The following is a 15,041-nucleotide window of genomic DNA, read 5'->3' on the forward strand; positions in this document are numbered from 1 at the left end:
GCGCCCGCGCCCCCCGTTTTCACGCCCATGCTGGTCGCGGTGCGGTGTGCCTCGAGATAGGTCGCGTCGATCATGACGGTCTTCTTTTCGCGGTGTTCGGCGGCCAGGCCGGCCATGATCCGGGCGAAGACGCCCTTGTCACTCCATCGCTTCCATCGATTGTAGAGCGTCTTGTGCGGACCGTATGCCGCAGGCGCATCGCGCCAACGTAAGCCATTGCGGTTGATGAAGATAATGCCGCTCAGCACTCTGCGGTCATCGACCCTTGGCTTGCCGTGGGACTTTGGGAAACAGGGCTCCAGACGCGCCATCTGCGCATCGCTCAGCCAGAAGAGATCAGACATGTCACCGCTCCGTTTTCGGTGCCGTGAATCACGCAGCGCGCCTGAAATCAATGGGTCCAGACCCTAGAAAGTCGGGTCACAGCCGATATTGAAGCGGTGTTGCAAGATATTGACAGCCTGAACGACAAGGACGGCCCAGCCTACGAAGATCATTTGCTCTCACTGGCGACAGAGGAATTCACTCTCCAGTCAACCGCAACTTCAAGACGGATCGCAGAACGGGCGCAAGATTTCATCAATACACATGCACGGAAGTCAAGCCGACTGAAGAAGGTAGAGCGGCGGCTTTCCGGTAGTTCGCTTTGATCTTGCAAATTTGGGCTCATGGCGTGGCAAACGTCAGATCGCGCTTTAGGGTCTGGACTCATAACCAATAGATGACAGTCGCGGCGAGCGTGATCGCCGAGAGGAAGACCTTGGGGCACCTGTCATACCGAGTTGCGACACGCCGCCAGTCCTTGAGCCTGCCGAACATGATCTCGATACGGTTGCGGCGTTTGTAGCGACGCTTGTCGTATTTCACAGTTGTCTTGCGCTGCTTGCGGCCCGGGATGCAGGCGCGTATCCCTTTGTCTTCCAACGCTTCTCTGAACCAGTCGGCGTCATAGCCGCGGCCCCCGAGCAACCAGTCGACATCCGGCAGGCTGCTCAGCAACGCCCGCGCGCCGATGTAGTCGCTGACATGTCCGGCGGTAACGAAAAGGCTGATCGGCCGTCCCTGGCTGTCGCAAATGGCATGCAGCCTGGTGTTCATGCCGCCTTTGGTGCGCCCGATCAGGCGCCCGCGCCCCCCGTTTTCACGCCCATGCTGGTCGCGGTGCGGTGTGCCTCGAGATAGGTCGCGTCGATCATGACGGTCTTCTTTTCGCGGTGCTCTGCGGCCAGGCCGGCCATGATCCGGGCGAAGACGCCCTTGTCACTCCATCGCTTCCATCGATTGTAGAGCGTCTTGTGCGGACCGTATGCCGCAGGCGCATCGCGCCAACGTAAGCCATTGCGGTTGATGAAGATAATGCCGCTCAGCACTCTGCGGTCATCGACCCTTGGCTTGCCGTGGGACTTTGGGAAACAGGGCTCCAGACGCGCCATCTGCGCATCGCTCAGCCAGAAGAGATCAGACATGTCACCGCTCCGTTTTCGGTGCCGTGAATCACGCTGCCCATCTGAAATCAATGGGTCCAGAGCCTAGCGCATCGGCCCCCCCCCCGGCGCTGTCACCTAACCCGTCGACACCTCCGCCCCAAGGCCCGCCAGAAATACCGCTTTCGACCGGTCGAAACTCGCAAGGATTTCGCGCAGCTTCACGGCTTCACCGCCCCCGCGGGCTGCCTGTGCCTCGCCGCTCTGGCACAATTCCGAGAATTCGGAGAACCCGAGGTTCAGTGCACTGCCCTTGATGAAGTGCAACTGCGCCTCGAGGTCGAGATCCGCGGGCGGCGCGCGCAGCTTCCCAATCTCGGTCTCGACCTCGTCGAGGAACATCTCCACGACCTCCTCGAACGCGTCGGTCCCGATCTCGTCGCGCAGCTCTCGAACATGGTCCCAGTCGATCATTCCGGCCTCCTCATTGGGGCCGACCCTGCGCACGAAATCTTTGGAAATCCTTAAACGCGGGCGGCGAACCGCCGTCAATTTTAGCATTCACGCGGTGTTAAGGCGCGCCGGGGTATCGACACCGTCAAGCTGCCAGGGATGCCGATGTGCCCGCGCACTCGACCACGGATCAGGACAAGACCACCGGCGATGACGTGATCCGTCGCGTGCTCGTCGTCGATGACAGTCGTCTGCAGCGGCGCATCCTGACGGCCTCGCTGCAACGCTGGGGCTTCGACGTGCGCGAGGCCGCCTCGGGCGATGACGCGCTCGCGATCTGCGCCGCCTACGCCCCCGACCTCGTGATGAGCGACTGGATGATGCCGGGCCTCAGCGGGCTGGAATTCTGCCGCGCCTTCAGGGACATGCCGCGCGAGACCTACGGGTATTTCATCCTGCTGACCTCGAAAAGCGACAAGACCGAGGTCGCGCTCGGCCTCGATGCCGGGGCAGACGATTTCCTGACCAAGCCGGTCAATGCCGCCGAATTGCGCGCACGGATCGCGGCGGGCGCGCGCATCCTGCGGATGGAACGCGAACTGACCGAGAAGAACCGCCTGATCACCTCCACGCTGGACGAGTTGCAGACGCTCTACGATTCGCTCGATAGCGACCTCGTCGAGGCCAAGCGCCTGCAGCAATCGCTGGTCAGCGAACGCTACCGCGATCTCGGGCCGGCCGAGGTGTCGCTGATGCTGCAATCGGCGGGGCATGTGGGCGGCGACCTCGTGGGTATGTTTCCCATCTCGGACGGACGGATCGGGCTTTACGGTATCGACGTGTCGGGCCACGGCATCAGCTCGGCGCTGATGACCGCGCGGCTGGCAGGGTGCCTGTCGGCCTCGGTCCCCGAACAGAACCTCGCCCTGCAAAAGACCCCGGACGGCCGCGTCACCGCGCGCCCGCCGGCCGAGGCCGTGGCACTTCTGAACCGGATCTTCATGTCGGAGATGGAGACCGAGCTTTACTTCACCATCGTGCTGGCCAATGTCGACCTGACCACCGGGCGGGTGACGCTGGCGCAGGCCGGCCACCCGCACCCCGCGGTGCAGCGCGCCGATGGACGGGTGGAATTCGTCGGCGAGGGCGGGTTGCCCGTCGGTCTGATCGACGACGCGACCTTCGACGAGGTCGAGATCCGGCTGGCCCCCGGCGACCGGCTGCTGCTGCATTCCGACGGGGTGACCGAATGCATGACCCCGGCCGGCGAGCTTCTGGATGATGACGGCCTTGCCCGCATCATGCAGGGGCTGCGCCAGACGCACGGGCCCGCCTTCCTCGAATCGCTGCTGTGGAAGCTGTCGGCCTTCGCCGATGACGCCGATTTCACCGACGACATCTCGGCGGTGCTGCTGGAATTCAAGCCAGCCGGTAGGCCCGGCTGACGAAATGCCGGTCGCCGGCATTGCCCAGATCCCGCGTCGCCGCGTGCGGGGTGATCCAGACGGCGCGATGCCCCGGCTCGGTGGGGGCGCCCAGCGCGCGCACCGGCTCGGCGCGGTAGATCACGCACAGCTTTTCCGCCCAGAACCCGTATTCCGGCATGTAGGTGAACCGCCGGAACGCCCCCAGCCGCCGCGGCCGCGCGATCAGCCACCCGGTCTCCTCGAACACCTCGCGGTGCAGCGCCTGCAGCGGCTGTTCGCCCGGGTCGATCCCGCCGCCCGGCAGTTGCAGTTCCGGCACCGGCGCCGACTGGTGCGTCACCAGCAGCTTGCGCCCCAGGCGCAGGATGGCGTAGGCCCCGGGCCGCAGCCGGTAGGCCACGTCGCGGCGCGGACTTTCCCCGAATCGTCTGTTCATGCCGCGCCCTCTTGGTGCCCCGACTTGTTGCGCCTAGATAGAGCCGATATGCCGAACACGCGCGTGGAAGGAAACCCCATGACCCTTGGACAGAAAATCGCCTGGGATGACACGATCCTGCCGTTCCAGCTGGATCAGGCCGACATCCGGGGACGCGTTGCGCGTCTCGACGGGGTGCTCGACGGCATCCTCGCGCAGCACGACTACCCGGCCCAGGTCGAGGCGCTGGTCGCGGAAATGGCGCTTCTGACCGCGCTGATCGGCCAGACGATCAAGCTGCGCTGGAAGCTGTCGCTGCAGGTGCAGACCAAGGGCGCGGTGCGCATGATCGCCACCGATTACTTCGCCCCCTCCGCCGAGGGCGAGCCCGCGCGCATGCGCGCCTATGCCAGCTTCGACCGCGACAGGCTGGGCGAGGGGCCCGGCTTCGCGCAGCTGGGCGAGGGGTATTTCGCCGTGCTGATCGACCAGGGCAAGGGCTCGACCCCCTACCAGGGGATCACCCCCATCTCCGGCAGCGCGCTGCGCGACTGCGCCGAGGCGTATTTCGCCCAGTCCGAACAGTTGCCCACGCGATTCGCGCTCAGTTTCGGGCAGTCGCGGGAACCGGGGGGCGCGGACCACTGGCGCGCCGGCGGCGTGATGCTGCAGCAATTGCCCAAGGCGTCGCCCGCCGTCACGGGGGGCGGCTCGGGCGAGGGCGGGCTGCTCAAGGCCGCCGACATCGTCGAGGGCGACGATGCCGAGAACTGGAACCGCGCCAATCACCTGCTGGACACGGTCGAGGACTTTGAGTTGATCGGCCCCTCGGTGGCGCCCACCGACCTGCTGGTGCGGCTGTTTCACGAGGAACAGCCGCGCGTCTACGAGTTGCAGTCGGTGCGCTTCGGCTGCACCTGTTCCGAAGACCGCGTGCGCAACAGCCTGTCGATCTACTCGGCCCGCGATATCGGGACGATGACCACCGACGAAGGGATCGTGACCGCCGATTGCCAGTTCTGCGGGGCGCATTACCGGCTCGACCCCGAGACGCTCGGGTTCGACGCGCCGAAAGGGCCGGACGACAGTGCATGACCCGCTCGACAAGGTCCTGACGGCGCTGGGCACGGCGCGCGCCGGCTCGTCGGATTACGACCTCAATCCGCAGGTCAAGCTGGCGCCCGGCCGGCGGTTGCGCGCCGCCGGCGTGCTGGTGCCGGTCATCCGCACCGGCGGCGTGCCGCATGTCATCCTGACCAAGCGCGCCTCGGGGCTCACGCATCACCCCGGTCAGATCGCCTTTCCCGGCGGCAAACAGGACCAAGGCGACGCCGACATCACCGCCACCGCCCTGCGCGAGGCGCGCGAGGAGATCGGCCTCGACCCCGCATCGGTCGAGATCCTCGGCTTTCTGCCCGGGCACGAGACGGTCACCGGCTTCGACATGACCCCGGTGCTGGCGCGCATCGCCACGCCCTTCACGCCGGTCCCCGAGGCCGGCGAGGTCGAGGAGGTGTTCGAGGTCCCGCTGGCGCATCTGCTCGATCCCGCCCGCTTCCGGGTCGAACGCCGCCGCTGGCGCGGCGACTGGCGGTGCTATTACACCGTGCCCTACGGACCCTACTACATCTGGGGGGCGACCGCGCGCATCCTGCGCGTCATGGCCGACATGGCGGCCCCGGGATGAGGCTTTCGGGCGACTGGATCGCAGCACCGGCGACGCAGGCGGTCTGTGCCGCGCTGACAGGCGCGGGTTACCGCGCGGTCTTCGTCGGCGGCTGCGTGCGCAACGCGCTGATGGGCCGGCCGGTCAGCGATATCGACATGGCGACCGACGCGCCCCCCGACGCGGTGATGCGGCTGGCGGATGACGCGGGCCTGAAGCCCGTGCCCACCGGCATCGATCACGGCACGGTCACCGTCGTCTCGGACGGCAAGCCGCACGAGGTCACGACCTTCCGCGAGGATGTCGACACCTTCGGGCGCCATGCCGAGGTGGCCTTCGGCTCCGATCTGGAAGCGGACGCGCGGCGGCGTGACTTCACCATGAACGCGCTTTACGCGGACCCCGACGGCACGGTCATCGACCCGCTGGGCGGCATCGACGACCTGCGCGCCCGCCGCGTCCGGTTCATCGGCGATGCCGGCACGCGGATCCGCGAGGATTACCTGCGCATCCTGCGCTTCTTCCGGTTTCACGCTCAATATGGCGACGCTGAGTCCGGGCTCGACCCGGACGCACTGGCGGCCTGCGCGGCCAACCTGAACGGTCTGGACGGTCTGTCGCGCGAACGCATCGGCGCCGAGATGCGCAAGCTGCTGTCGGCCCCCGACCCCGCGCCCGCAATGGCGGCGATGCAGGCGGCGGGCGTGCTGGCCCGGATCCTTCCAGGCGCCGACGCGCAGGCGCTGGGGCCGCTGGTGCATCTCGAGGCTCGGTCACACACCGAGCCCGACGCGACACGTCGCCTCGCAGCCCTTGGCGGCGCGGACGCGGCGACGCGGCTGCGCCTGTCGCGGGCAGAGACCAAGGCGCTCGCGCGTCTGCAAGAGGCCGCTGGCAGTGACATGCGCGCGGCGGAACTGGGTTACCGCCTCGGGTCCCAAGAGGGCCGCGACGCGCTGCTCGTTCGCGCCGCACGGTCGGGCGAGCCGCTCGATTATGATGCGCTGATGCAGGTCGCGCGCGGGGCAAAGGCGCAGTTTCCGGTCAAGGCCGCCGATCTCAAGCCGGACCATGCCGGACCGGCCCTCGGCCAGCGGCTGCGCGAGCTGGAATCGCGCTGGATCGCCTCGGGATTCACGCTGACCCGTGAGGACCTGCTGTGACCGGGCATCGGATCACCCGGCTGGGCCATCACGGCGACGGCATCGCCGACGGGCCGGTCTTTGCCCCGCGCACCCTGCCCGGCGAGGTCGTGACCGGCACCCTTCACGGCCAGACCCTGCGCGATATCCGCATCGTTGATCCCTCGCCCGAGCGCGTCACACCGCCCTGCCGACATTTCAAATCTTGCGGCGGCTGCCAGCTTCAGCACGCCTCGGACGCCTTTGTCGCGCGCTGGAAGGCCGCGGTGGTCGAGACCGCGCTCGCCGCGCATGACCTGCCGGCGCGCATCACCGCGGTGCACACCTCGCCGCCGCGCTCGCGCCGGCGCGCCACGATCGCCGCGCGCCGCACCAAGGCTGGCGCGATGGCCGGCTTTCACGGCCGCGCCAGCGACACCATCACCGAGATCCCCGATTGCCGGCTTCTGCATCCCGACCTGATGGCGGGGCTGCCGCTGGCCTGCGACCTGGCGCGCGCCGGGACCAGCCGCAAGGCGGCACTGGCGGTCACGCTGACGCGCTCGAAGGGCGGGCTCGACGTGGCGGCGACCGGCGGCAAGCCCGCCGACGGCCCGCTGCGCGTCACACTCGCCGATCTCGCGCAGCGCCACGACATCGCCCGGCTGGCCTGGGGCGGCGAGGTGATCGCCACCCGGCGCGCCCCCGAACAGGTCTTCGGCCCCGCCCGGGTCGTGCCGCCGCCGGGCAGCTTCCTGCAGGCCACAGATCACGGCGAGGCCGCGCTTCTGACTGCCGCCGCAAGCATCCTTTCGGGTGCCGCGCGCATCGTCGATCTCTTCGCGGGCTGCGGCACCTTCACTCTGCCGCTGGCGCGTCATGCGCATCTCCACGCGGTCGAGGGTGACGGCGAGATGCTGCGCGCCCTCGATGCCGGCTGGCGGCACGCGCAGGGGCTCAAACCGGTGACCACCGAGGCGCGCGATCTCTACCGCCGCCCGCTTCTGCCCGACGATCTGGCGCGCTTCGATGCCGCCCTTCTCGACCCGCCCCGCGCCGGCGCCGAGGCGCAGATCGGGCAGCTCGCCGCCGCGAAGGTGCCGCGCATCGCCTATATCTCGTGCAATCCCGTCACCTTCGCCCGCGACGCGGCGCAGCTTGCGGCGCATGGCTACGAGATCGGCGCGATTGAGGTCGTCGACCAGTTCCGCTGGTCCGCGCATGTCGAGCTGATCGCGCAATTTACGCTCAAAAGCGCGTGACCCCCGAAAAATCGTTACCCGATCGCAACCAAATCGGTGTATTGTCCTGCCATAACAACCGGGCAGTGAAACGGTGGCAGGCCATGACGATGACACGACGCGGCGCACTTATGGGTGGTGCGGCGATCCTGGCGGGATGTGCCGGCGACAGCAGGTTCCGAAGCTATGACGGCCCCGAGGTGACGCGCGTCCTCGTCGACAAGGGCAACCGCGACATGTTCCTTCTGCACCACCGCAAGGTGCTGAAACGCTACAAGGTGCATCTGGGTTTCGCCCCCGCCGGGCACAAGCTGTTCGAGGGCGACGGCCGCACGCCCGAAGGGCATTACCTGATCGACCGGCGCAACCCCAACAGCGCCTATCACCTGTCGATCGGCATCTCCTATCCCGACGAACGCGACATCGCCTACGCCCGCGCGATGGGGCAGTCACCGGGCGGCGACATCTTCATCCACGGCGAACCCAACGACTATGCCGTGTCACGCACCGACTGGACCGCGGGCTGCATTGCCGTCACCAACCCCGAGATAGAGGCGATCTACGCGATGGTGCGCAACGGCACGCCGATCACGCTCCGGGCGTGACCGACCGGCCCTCGGCATCGCTGCCCAGTACCATCGTCCACCAGATCTTGCCGCTTCGCTCCTGCTTCCAGGCAAATCCCATGCGCGTCGCCTCGGGGCTGAGGATCACGCGGCGCGTGCCCTCATCCTCCATCCAGGCGGCCAGGGTTTCAAGCTCGCTTTCATAGGTTTCGGAGATCGCCTCGCCGATCAGGTCACCCTCGTAGCCGACGCGGCGAACGCGCTCGAGCGGAGAGGATCCGTCGGATCCGAAATGCCACGGCCGGGCCTGCACCGCCATGTCGCGCGAATGGGTGGCCGCCGCGGCTGTCAGCCGTTCGTCGAGCACGAGCGGCGGGGCGCCACGGGCGTCGCGCAGCGAATTGACCGCGTCGAGCATCCGGAACCGGATCTGCTGCGTCTCGGCGTCGGAAATGCGGTATAGCTGCGGCACTGGCCGCCCATCCGCCCCGAGCTGCGGCGGCAGCGGCGCGGCACAGGCGGCAAGCGCCAGCAGCGCCGCCAGACAGAGACTCAAAAGACGCATGTTCCAGACCCATCCTTGATGCAGATTCACACCGCTTTAGTCCGAACGGCACGGCAGTTCAAACGCACCGGCACAAGTTCGCCCGTCATGACAGGAGTTTGATTTGCGACTGCGGCCTTTCGGCCATATATTAATGCACAACAGATGATGAAAATGCCGGAGACATTCGAAATGACTTCCAACACCGGAAACAGGTGGCAGCGCCGGGCCTTCCTCGCCAGCGGCGCCGCGATGCTGGGCGCGCCTGCCTTCGCGCAGGACACGCTGGGCACGATCGAGACCGAGGCGGACATCGGCACGGGGGTGCGCCGCAACATCTCGGCCTTCCGGATGCTCGACTGGCAGCCCTATTTCTCGAACCTGCGGAACGGCGCGGTCCTCGTAGACATCGATTCCCGTGCCGTCCATTTCTGGAGCGAGGACGAATCGATCTACAAGCTCTACCCGTCCTCGGTACCGATGACCGAGGATCTGACGCGCCGCGGGCGGACAAAGGTCGTCCGCAAGGTCGAGGGCCCAAGCTGGCGCCCCACCCCCTCGATGCGCGAGCGCGACCCCAGCCTGCCCGAATTCGTGCCTGCCGGCCCGGATAACCCATTGGGCACACATGCGCTCTACCTCAGCTGGACCTATTATCGCATCCACGGCACGCATGACACGAGGAAAATCGGGCGCCGCTCGTCCAGCGGCTGTGTCGGCCTCTATAATCGGCATATTCAGGAATTGTTCGCCCTGACCGAGGTCGGCACGCAAGTGTTGCTGATTTGAGGACGTGTCGTGCGCAAGCGGCCTAAGGCCGCCAAACCCTGATCCCGGCCAAATAAAAAAGGCAGCGAACTTCGCTGCCTTTCCTCATTGGGGACCATTCGGGGTTTCACGCTACCCGACCCACCCTTGCAGATTGCTGTCCACGACCGACGCCAGCGCCTTGATATGCGCGTCGTCGTCGTTGAGGCACGGGATATAGGTGAACTCCTCGCCGCCCGCCTCCTCGAAGCTTTCGCGGATCTCCTCGTTGATCTCTTCCAGCGTCTCGATGCAATCGGCGGAGAACGCCGGCGCCATCACCGCGATCCGCTTGACGCCGTCCTCGCGGGCCAGCCGCGCGACCTCTTCGACGGTGTAGGGCTTCAGCCATTCCTCCGGACCAAAGACCGACTGGAAGGTCGTGGTGATCTCGCTGTCCTCCCAGCCCAGCCGTTCCTTCAGCAGGCGCGTCGTCTTCTGGCACTGGCAGTGATACGGATCGCCCTGCCGCAGGTAGCGCTGCGGCATGCCGTGGTAGGACACGACCAGCTTTTCGGGCCGCGTCGCTGCCTCGGCATAGGCGCGCTCGACCGATTTCGCCAGCGCGTCGATATACTGGTCGTTCTCGAAATAGGGCTCGACCACCCGCGCGATCGGCTGCCATGTCTCCTGCATCAGCGCGCGAAAGAACTGGTCGACCGCGGTCCCTGACGTGGCCCCCGCGTAATGCGGATAAAGCGGAAAGAACAGGATCCGGGTGCAGCCGGCCTCGGTCAGTTCGCGGACCTTAGACATGGTCGAGGGATTGCCGTAGCGCATGCAGAAATCCACCATCACCCGGTCGCCGTGCCGCGCCTGAAGCTCGGCGCGCATCTTGTCGGTCTGGTCGCGGGTGATGGTCATCAGCGGGCTTTCGCCCTTCTCCTCGTTCCAGATCGACTTGTAGGCGGCGCCGCTGGTGAAGGGCCGCTTGGACAGGATCACGAGTTGCAGCAGCGGCTGCCACAGCCACGGCGAATAATCGATCACCCGACGATCCGACAGGAACTCGTTCAGGTACCGGCGCATCGACCAGTAATCGTAATTGTCGGGCGTGCCGAGATTGGCCAGAAGCACGCCGATCTTGCCGCGCGGCACCTTGGGGTGATCGGCCGGGGCGTGCGTGGGTCGGGTCGCGGTCCGGGTTGCGTCCAGCATGATCGGGTCCAATCCTGTCAATCGGGTAGATGGTCAAATAACGGTCGCGCGGCAGAGGTCAATCTCTTAGCGGCTTTTCCTGCGTGTCCAGCGCGTCCGCGAGCCGCGTGTTGGCCGATCCGGGGCGCAGCGGCTGCGGCTGGCTTTCGTCCGGTGACCAGCCGGTCAGGAACACCATCTCGAAGGTCGCGGTCACATTGCCCGACGGCGTGGGATATTCGCGCGCGTAGATCTCGCAGGCGCGGTCCAGCACCGCGCGCCGCATCATGCGCCGCGACCGCGCGGTCATCGCGTTGGTCTCGCCCATCGCGCGCAGGTCGCGCATCAGCCGCAGCGGGTCGCCGTATTCCACCGTCAGCGGCAGCCTGTCGGCCACCGGCAGCGTGTAGCCCGCGCGCTGCAACAGCGCGCCCAGATCGCGGATCTCGCCCATCGGCAGCACCCGGGGCGACAGCCCGCCGGTCACGTCCGCCTCGGCCTGCGCCAGCGCGCTGCGCAATTCCTGCAAGGTGCCGCCGCCGAACAGCCCCGCCAGCATCAGCCCGTCGGGCCGCAGCGCGCGCCGCATCTGGATCAGCTGCCCCACCGGGTCGCCCGCCCAGTGCAGGCACAGCGCGTGGATCACAAGGTCATGCGCGCCGGCCTCGAGCGCCAGCGTCTCGTCGTCGCCGACGATCGTCGCCTCGGGAAACCGCGCCTGCCAGAACTCGGGATGCCCGGTCACGATGGCGGGCGACGTAAAGGATTTGTTAACCACCGACAGGCGATCCTCGATCTCGTCCGCGACGGTCTCATGCAGGAACAGCGCCGGCGCGGCGTTGGGGCGCGCGCGGTGACGGGCGAGGGCGGTGCGATCTGTCAGGTCGGACTGGCTCATGAACGGGATGATAGGATGCGCGCATCGGCATTTCAAACGGCGGTTCGGCTGGTCTACCCGCCGCGCTGCATCTCCTGCGGCGATCTCGTCGAAAGCGACTTCGGCCTCTGCGGCCCCTGCTGGCGTGACACGCCGTTCATCGCGGGGCTGGTCTGCGACGCCTGCGGCACGCCGCTGCCCGGCCAGGGCAGTTCGGTGGCCGAGTATTGCGACGACTGCCTGACCATCGCGCGGCCATGGTCGCGGGGCCGCGCCGCGCTGCGCTATCACGACAATGGCCGGCGGCTGGTGCTCGCGCTCAAGCATGGCGACCGGCAGGATCTGGCGCGCCCCGCATCCGCGTGGATGGCGCGCGCCGCCCGGCCGCTCTTGCAGCCCGACACGCTGATCGCGCCGGTGCCGCTGCACTGGCTGCGCCTGCTGTCGCGGCGCTTCAACCAGGCCGCGCTGCTGGCCCACGGCGTCGGCCGCGAGACCGGGCTGGATTGCTGCCCCGACCTGCTGATCCGCCCCCGGCGGACCCCCAGCCTCAAGGGCCTGACCCGCGACGCCCGCCACGCCGCGCTGGCAGAGGCTATTCGCGTCAATCCCCGCCGCGCGGGCCACATCAAGGGGCGCCCCGTCCTGATCGTCGATGACGTGATGACCACCGGCGCCACGCTTTCGGTCGCGGCAGAGGCCTGCCATGCCGCCGGCGCAAGCGAGGTCTGCATTCTGACACTGGCACGTGTCGGCAAGGAGGCTTAGGTTCGTACCAAACGGTAACAGGAGCCCCGACATGCAACCCGTCGAGATCTACACATCACCGCTCTGCGGTTTTTCCCACGCGGCCAAGCGCCTTCTCAGCAAGAAGGGCGTCAATTACAGCGAAATCAACGTGATGACGCAGCCCGGCCGCAAGCAGGAGATGATGCAGCGCGCGAATGGCGGCCATACCGTGCCGCAGATCTTCATCGGCGACACCCATGTCGGCGGCTGTGACGAGCTTTACGCGCTCGACCGCGACGGCAAGCTCGACCCGATGCTGAGCGCCTGACGATGCGCGCCGCCCTTCTCCAGCTTACCAGCAGCGACCGGCCCGACGACAACGCGGAGATGGTCCGCGACCTGATCGACCGCGCCGCGTCCGACGGGGCAGAGTTGATCCTGACCCCCGAGGTCACGAATTGCGTCTCGACCAGCCGCACCCATCAGAAATCCGTGCTGCATCTCGAGGAGGATGACCCGACGCTGCGCGATCTCGCGGCGGCGGCCGCACGCCACCGGGTCTGGCTGCTGATCGGCTCGCTCGCGCTGCTGACCCGCGACGAAGACGGGCGCTTCGCCAACCGGTCCTTCCTGATCGGCCCCGATGGCCAGATCCGTGCGCGCTACGACAAGATCCACATGTTCGACGTCGATGTCTCGCCAGAGGAGACGTTCCGCGAATCCGACGGCTTTCGCCCCGGCGACCGCGCGGTGCTGGCCGAGACGCCGTGGGGCAAGCTGGGCCTGACGGTGTGCTACGACGTCCGTTTCCCGGCGCTCTACCGGCGGCTGGCGCAGGCGGGCGCGGATATCCTGACCGTGCCGGCCGCGTTCTCGCCGGTCACCGGGGCGGCGCATTGGGAAACCCTGCTGCGCGCCCGCGCGATCGAGACGGGGTGTTTCGTGCTCGCCCCCGCGCAGACCGGCACGCATGCGGCCAGCCGTGGCAAGGCGCGCAGCACCCACGGGCACAGCCTCGCCGTGGCGCCCTGGGGCGAGGTGCTGGTCGATGGCGGCACCGATCCCGGGATTGTGACCGTCGATCTCGACATCGCCGAGGTCGCGCGCGCCCGCGGCCGCGTCCCCGCGCTGCGCCACGACCGACGCTTCGACGGCCCGTGATGGCCGACCCGGCCGGGCATGCCGTCGCGGTGACGCTTTTCAGCGAGATCCTCACCAACAAGCAATTGATCCGCAATCGCCACGCCCGCGTACTGACGCGCGGCATGGAGATATCGCATTTCCCGGTTCTCAACCACCTCGCGCGGGTGGCCGGCGAACGCCGGACCGCGCAGCTTGCCAAAAGCTTTCACGTGACCCGCGGCGCGATCACCAACACCCTGCGCCGGCTCGAGGCCGCCGGTTACGTGCATATCCGCCCCGACTGGGACGATACGCGCCGCAACATGATCGCGATCAGCCCGGCCGGTCGCACGGCCCGCGACGCGGCGATGGCGGCGATCACGCCGATGATAGCGGACCCGATCCGCGACCGCGGCGAGGACCGCGTGCGCGCCAGCCTGTCCGTGCTGCGCGAACTGCGCCTCCGGCTGGAGGGGTGATTCAGCCCCAAGAGTAGCACGCGCATGAGCAGCGCCAGCGCAGGTGCGCGGGCAGGCGATCCCATGGGGGTTCAGCGCGCTTTATTTCAGCACCCCTGCGAAAGCCCAAATCGATTTGCCAGCTTAGACAAATCGCCTGTCCGGGTGGCGGACATGCGATGGCGCTGCGGCCTGCGGCCGCGTATCGCGCCGGGGAATTGGCCCGACTGTCCGGTGAACCGCATCGCCGCCCGCGCTTACCCGCCCGGCTTCACGCTCGTCGTCACGTAATTCACGCTCAGATCCTGCGCCGACAGCCGCCACTGCCAGCTGACCGGGTTGAAGACGAAGCCCTTGCGATCGACGACCTCCACCCCCGCCGTCGTCAACAGCGCGCGCAGCTCGTCGGGCTTGAGGAATTTCGACCAGTCATGCGTGCCCTTCGGCAGCCAGCCCATCAGGTATTCCGCGCCGATGATCGCCTTGGCGAAGCTTTGCGGCGTGCGGTTGACGGTCGAACAGATCAGCAAGCCCCCGGGCGCCAGAAGCTGCCGGCACGCCGCCAGCAGCGCGGCGGGATCCGCGACATGCTCGACCACCTCCATTGCGAGCACCACGTCGAAGACCTCGCCGCCTGCTGCCAGATCCTCGGCGGTGGCGTGGCGGTAATCGATCCGCAACCCCGATTGCGCAGCATGAACCTCGGCCACCGGGATCGTGCCGGGTGCGGCATCTACGCCCACCATGTCGGCCCCCAGCCGCGCCAGCGGCTCGGCCAGCAATCCCCCGCCACAGCCGACATCCAGCATCCGCAGCCCCGCAAACGGCGCGCGGACCCCAAGCTCGCGGTCGAATTCCGCGGCAATCTGCGCGTTGATGTAATCCAGCCGGCACGGGTTGAGCATGTGCAGCGGCTTGAACTTGCCCGCCGGATCCCACCACTCGGCCGCCATGGCCTCGAATTTCGCGACCTCGGCGGGATCGATCGTGCTTTGCGCGGCTTGCATTCCGGTCTCCATATGGCTCAATTGGCTACACGGTATATATAGGATCT

At 67.3% G+C, this 15,041-nt stretch carries 19 protein-coding genes; 11 read left to right on the forward strand and 8 right to left on the reverse strand.

Annotated elements, in window-relative coordinates; all coding sequences use genetic code 11:
* The 3 genes from V8324_RS06925 to V8324_RS06935 all read right to left on the reverse strand — a co-directional run.
* Nucleotides 1-344: IS5 family transposase (locus V8324_RS06925; RefSeq protein WP_336419199.1), on the reverse strand; the 344-nt coding region annotated here is incomplete at its 3' end.
* 364 nt (nucleotides 345-708) lie between these two features.
* Nucleotides 709-1,466, reverse strand: a protein-coding gene (locus V8324_RS06930) for an IS5 family transposase (RefSeq protein WP_336419200.1) whose coding sequence is annotated in 2 segments (ribosomal slippage) — nucleotides 709-1,139 and nucleotides 1,139-1,466 — 759 coding nt in all. Because the reading frame shifts where the segments join, the coding sequence is not laid out codon by codon here.
* A gap of 96 nt (nucleotides 1,467-1,562) precedes the next feature.
* On the reverse strand, nucleotides 1,563-1,898 hold the full coding sequence (locus tag V8324_RS06935) for an Hpt domain-containing protein (protein ID WP_336419201.1): 336 nt from the start codon (nucleotides 1,896-1,898) through the stop codon (nucleotides 1,563-1,565).
* 146 nt (nucleotides 1,899-2,044) lie between these two features.
* Between V8324_RS06935 and V8324_RS06940 the strand changes: the two genes are divergently transcribed.
* Nucleotides 2,045-3,322, forward strand: a complete 1,278-nt coding sequence (locus tag V8324_RS06940; protein ID WP_336419202.1) for a PP2C family protein-serine/threonine phosphatase — start codon at nucleotides 2,045-2,047, stop codon at nucleotides 3,320-3,322.
* Here the strand turns inward: V8324_RS06940 and V8324_RS06945 are convergent.
* Entirely contained in the window at nucleotides 3,297-3,740 is a 444-nt protein-coding gene (locus V8324_RS06945; protein ID WP_336419203.1) for an NUDIX hydrolase, read from the reverse strand. The two genes, V8324_RS06940 and V8324_RS06945, sit on opposite strands and share 26 nt — an antisense overlap.
* A 78-nt stretch (nucleotides 3,741-3,818) precedes the next feature.
* Between V8324_RS06945 and hslO the strand changes: the two genes are divergently transcribed.
* From hslO to V8324_RS06970, 5 genes are all read left to right on the forward strand, one after another.
* Nucleotides 3,819-4,814, forward strand: coding sequence for an Hsp33 family molecular chaperone HslO (gene hslO / locus V8324_RS06950; protein ID WP_336419204.1), 996 nt, complete (start codon nucleotides 3,819-3,821; stop codon nucleotides 4,812-4,814).
* Nucleotides 4,807-5,406 carry a CoA pyrophosphatase gene (locus V8324_RS06955; RefSeq protein ID WP_336419205.1) on the forward strand — a complete coding sequence of 200 codons (600 nt, stop codon included), beginning with the start codon at nucleotides 4,807-4,809 and terminating at the stop codon, nucleotides 5,404-5,406. The genes hslO and V8324_RS06955 overlap by 8 nt, the downstream gene beginning before the upstream one ends.
* Nucleotides 5,403-6,548, forward strand: a complete 1,146-nt coding sequence (locus V8324_RS06960; protein WP_336419206.1) for a CCA tRNA nucleotidyltransferase — start codon at nucleotides 5,403-5,405, stop codon at nucleotides 6,546-6,548. Before V8324_RS06955 ends, V8324_RS06960 begins: the two co-directional genes overlap by 4 nt.
* A complete protein-coding gene (locus V8324_RS06965; protein ID WP_336419207.1) occupies nucleotides 6,545-7,768 on the forward strand; it encodes a class I SAM-dependent RNA methyltransferase in 1,224 nt (407 codons plus the stop codon). The genes V8324_RS06960 and V8324_RS06965 overlap by 4 nt, the downstream gene beginning before the upstream one ends.
* Nucleotides 7,769-7,857: 89 nt before the next feature.
* Nucleotides 7,858-8,352, forward strand: a complete 495-nt coding sequence (locus V8324_RS06970; protein ID WP_336419298.1) for a L,D-transpeptidase family protein — start codon at nucleotides 7,858-7,860, stop codon at nucleotides 8,350-8,352.
* On the opposite strand, the gene V8324_RS06975 is transcribed toward V8324_RS06970, so the two are convergent.
* On the reverse strand, nucleotides 8,336-8,878 hold the full coding sequence (locus V8324_RS06975) for a CAP domain-containing protein (protein ID WP_336419208.1): 543 nt from the start codon (nucleotides 8,876-8,878) through the stop codon (nucleotides 8,336-8,338). The genes V8324_RS06970 and V8324_RS06975 overlap by 17 nt on opposite strands.
* A gap of 153 nt (nucleotides 8,879-9,031) precedes the next feature.
* Between V8324_RS06975 and V8324_RS06980 the strand changes: the two genes are divergently transcribed.
* The gene (locus tag V8324_RS06980) at nucleotides 9,032-9,646 is read left to right on the forward strand and encodes a L,D-transpeptidase (protein WP_442970483.1); all 615 of its coding nucleotides are present in this window, start codon (nucleotides 9,032-9,034) and stop codon (nucleotides 9,644-9,646) included.
* A gap of 111 nt (nucleotides 9,647-9,757) precedes the next feature.
* On the opposite strand, the gene hemH is transcribed toward V8324_RS06980, so the two are convergent.
* Together hemH and V8324_RS06990 are read right to left on the reverse strand one after the other, a co-directional pair.
* The gene (hemH, locus tag V8324_RS06985) at nucleotides 9,758-10,822 is read right to left on the reverse strand and encodes a ferrochelatase (protein WP_336419209.1); all 1,065 of its coding nucleotides are present in this window, start codon (nucleotides 10,820-10,822) and stop codon (nucleotides 9,758-9,760) included.
* A 58-nt stretch (nucleotides 10,823-10,880) separates the two neighbouring features.
* Nucleotides 10,881-11,699 carry a methyltransferase domain-containing protein gene (locus V8324_RS06990; RefSeq protein ID WP_336419210.1) on the reverse strand — a complete coding sequence of 273 codons (819 nt, stop codon included), beginning with the start codon at nucleotides 11,697-11,699 and terminating at the stop codon, nucleotides 10,881-10,883.
* Between the two features lie 15 nt (nucleotides 11,700-11,714).
* Here V8324_RS06990 and V8324_RS06995 point away from each other — a divergent pair, with 15 nt between their 5' ends.
* Genes V8324_RS06995 through V8324_RS07010 form a run of 4 tightly spaced genes read left to right on the forward strand, consistent with a single transcriptional unit; the run spans nucleotide 11,715 to nucleotide 14,008 of the window.
* A complete protein-coding gene (locus V8324_RS06995; protein ID WP_336419211.1) occupies nucleotides 11,715-12,446 on the forward strand; it encodes a ComF family protein in 732 nt (243 codons plus the stop codon).
* A gap of 31 nt (nucleotides 12,447-12,477) precedes the next feature.
* The gene (gene grxC / locus V8324_RS07000; RefSeq protein WP_336419212.1) at nucleotides 12,478-12,735 is read left to right on the forward strand and encodes a glutaredoxin 3; all 258 of its coding nucleotides are present in this window, start codon (nucleotides 12,478-12,480) and stop codon (nucleotides 12,733-12,735) included.
* Between the two features lie 2 nt (nucleotides 12,736-12,737).
* Nucleotides 12,738-13,568: a carbon-nitrogen hydrolase family protein gene (locus tag V8324_RS07005; RefSeq protein WP_336419213.1), complete on the forward strand. Its 831-nt coding sequence runs from the start codon at nucleotides 12,738-12,740 to the stop codon at nucleotides 13,566-13,568.
* Nucleotides 13,568-14,008 carry a MarR family winged helix-turn-helix transcriptional regulator gene (locus tag V8324_RS07010; RefSeq protein WP_336419214.1) on the forward strand — a complete coding sequence of 147 codons (441 nt, stop codon included), beginning with the start codon at nucleotides 13,568-13,570 and terminating at the stop codon, nucleotides 14,006-14,008. Before V8324_RS07005 ends, V8324_RS07010 begins: the two co-directional genes overlap by 1 nt.
* 236 nt (nucleotides 14,009-14,244) lie before the next feature.
* Here the strand turns inward: V8324_RS07010 and ubiG are convergent, their stop codons facing one another.
* Entirely contained in the window at nucleotides 14,245-14,994 is a 750-nt protein-coding gene (gene ubiG, locus V8324_RS07015) for a bifunctional 2-polyprenyl-6-hydroxyphenol methylase/3-demethylubiquinol 3-O-methyltransferase UbiG (RefSeq protein ID WP_336419215.1), read from the reverse strand.
* Nucleotides 14,995-15,041: the final 47 nt, after the last annotated feature.

Origin of the sequence: Roseovarius sp. D22-M7 (genome assembly GCF_037083785.1) — a bacterium.
Classification (GTDB): Bacteria; Pseudomonadota; Alphaproteobacteria; order Rhodobacterales; family Rhodobacteraceae; genus Roseovarius.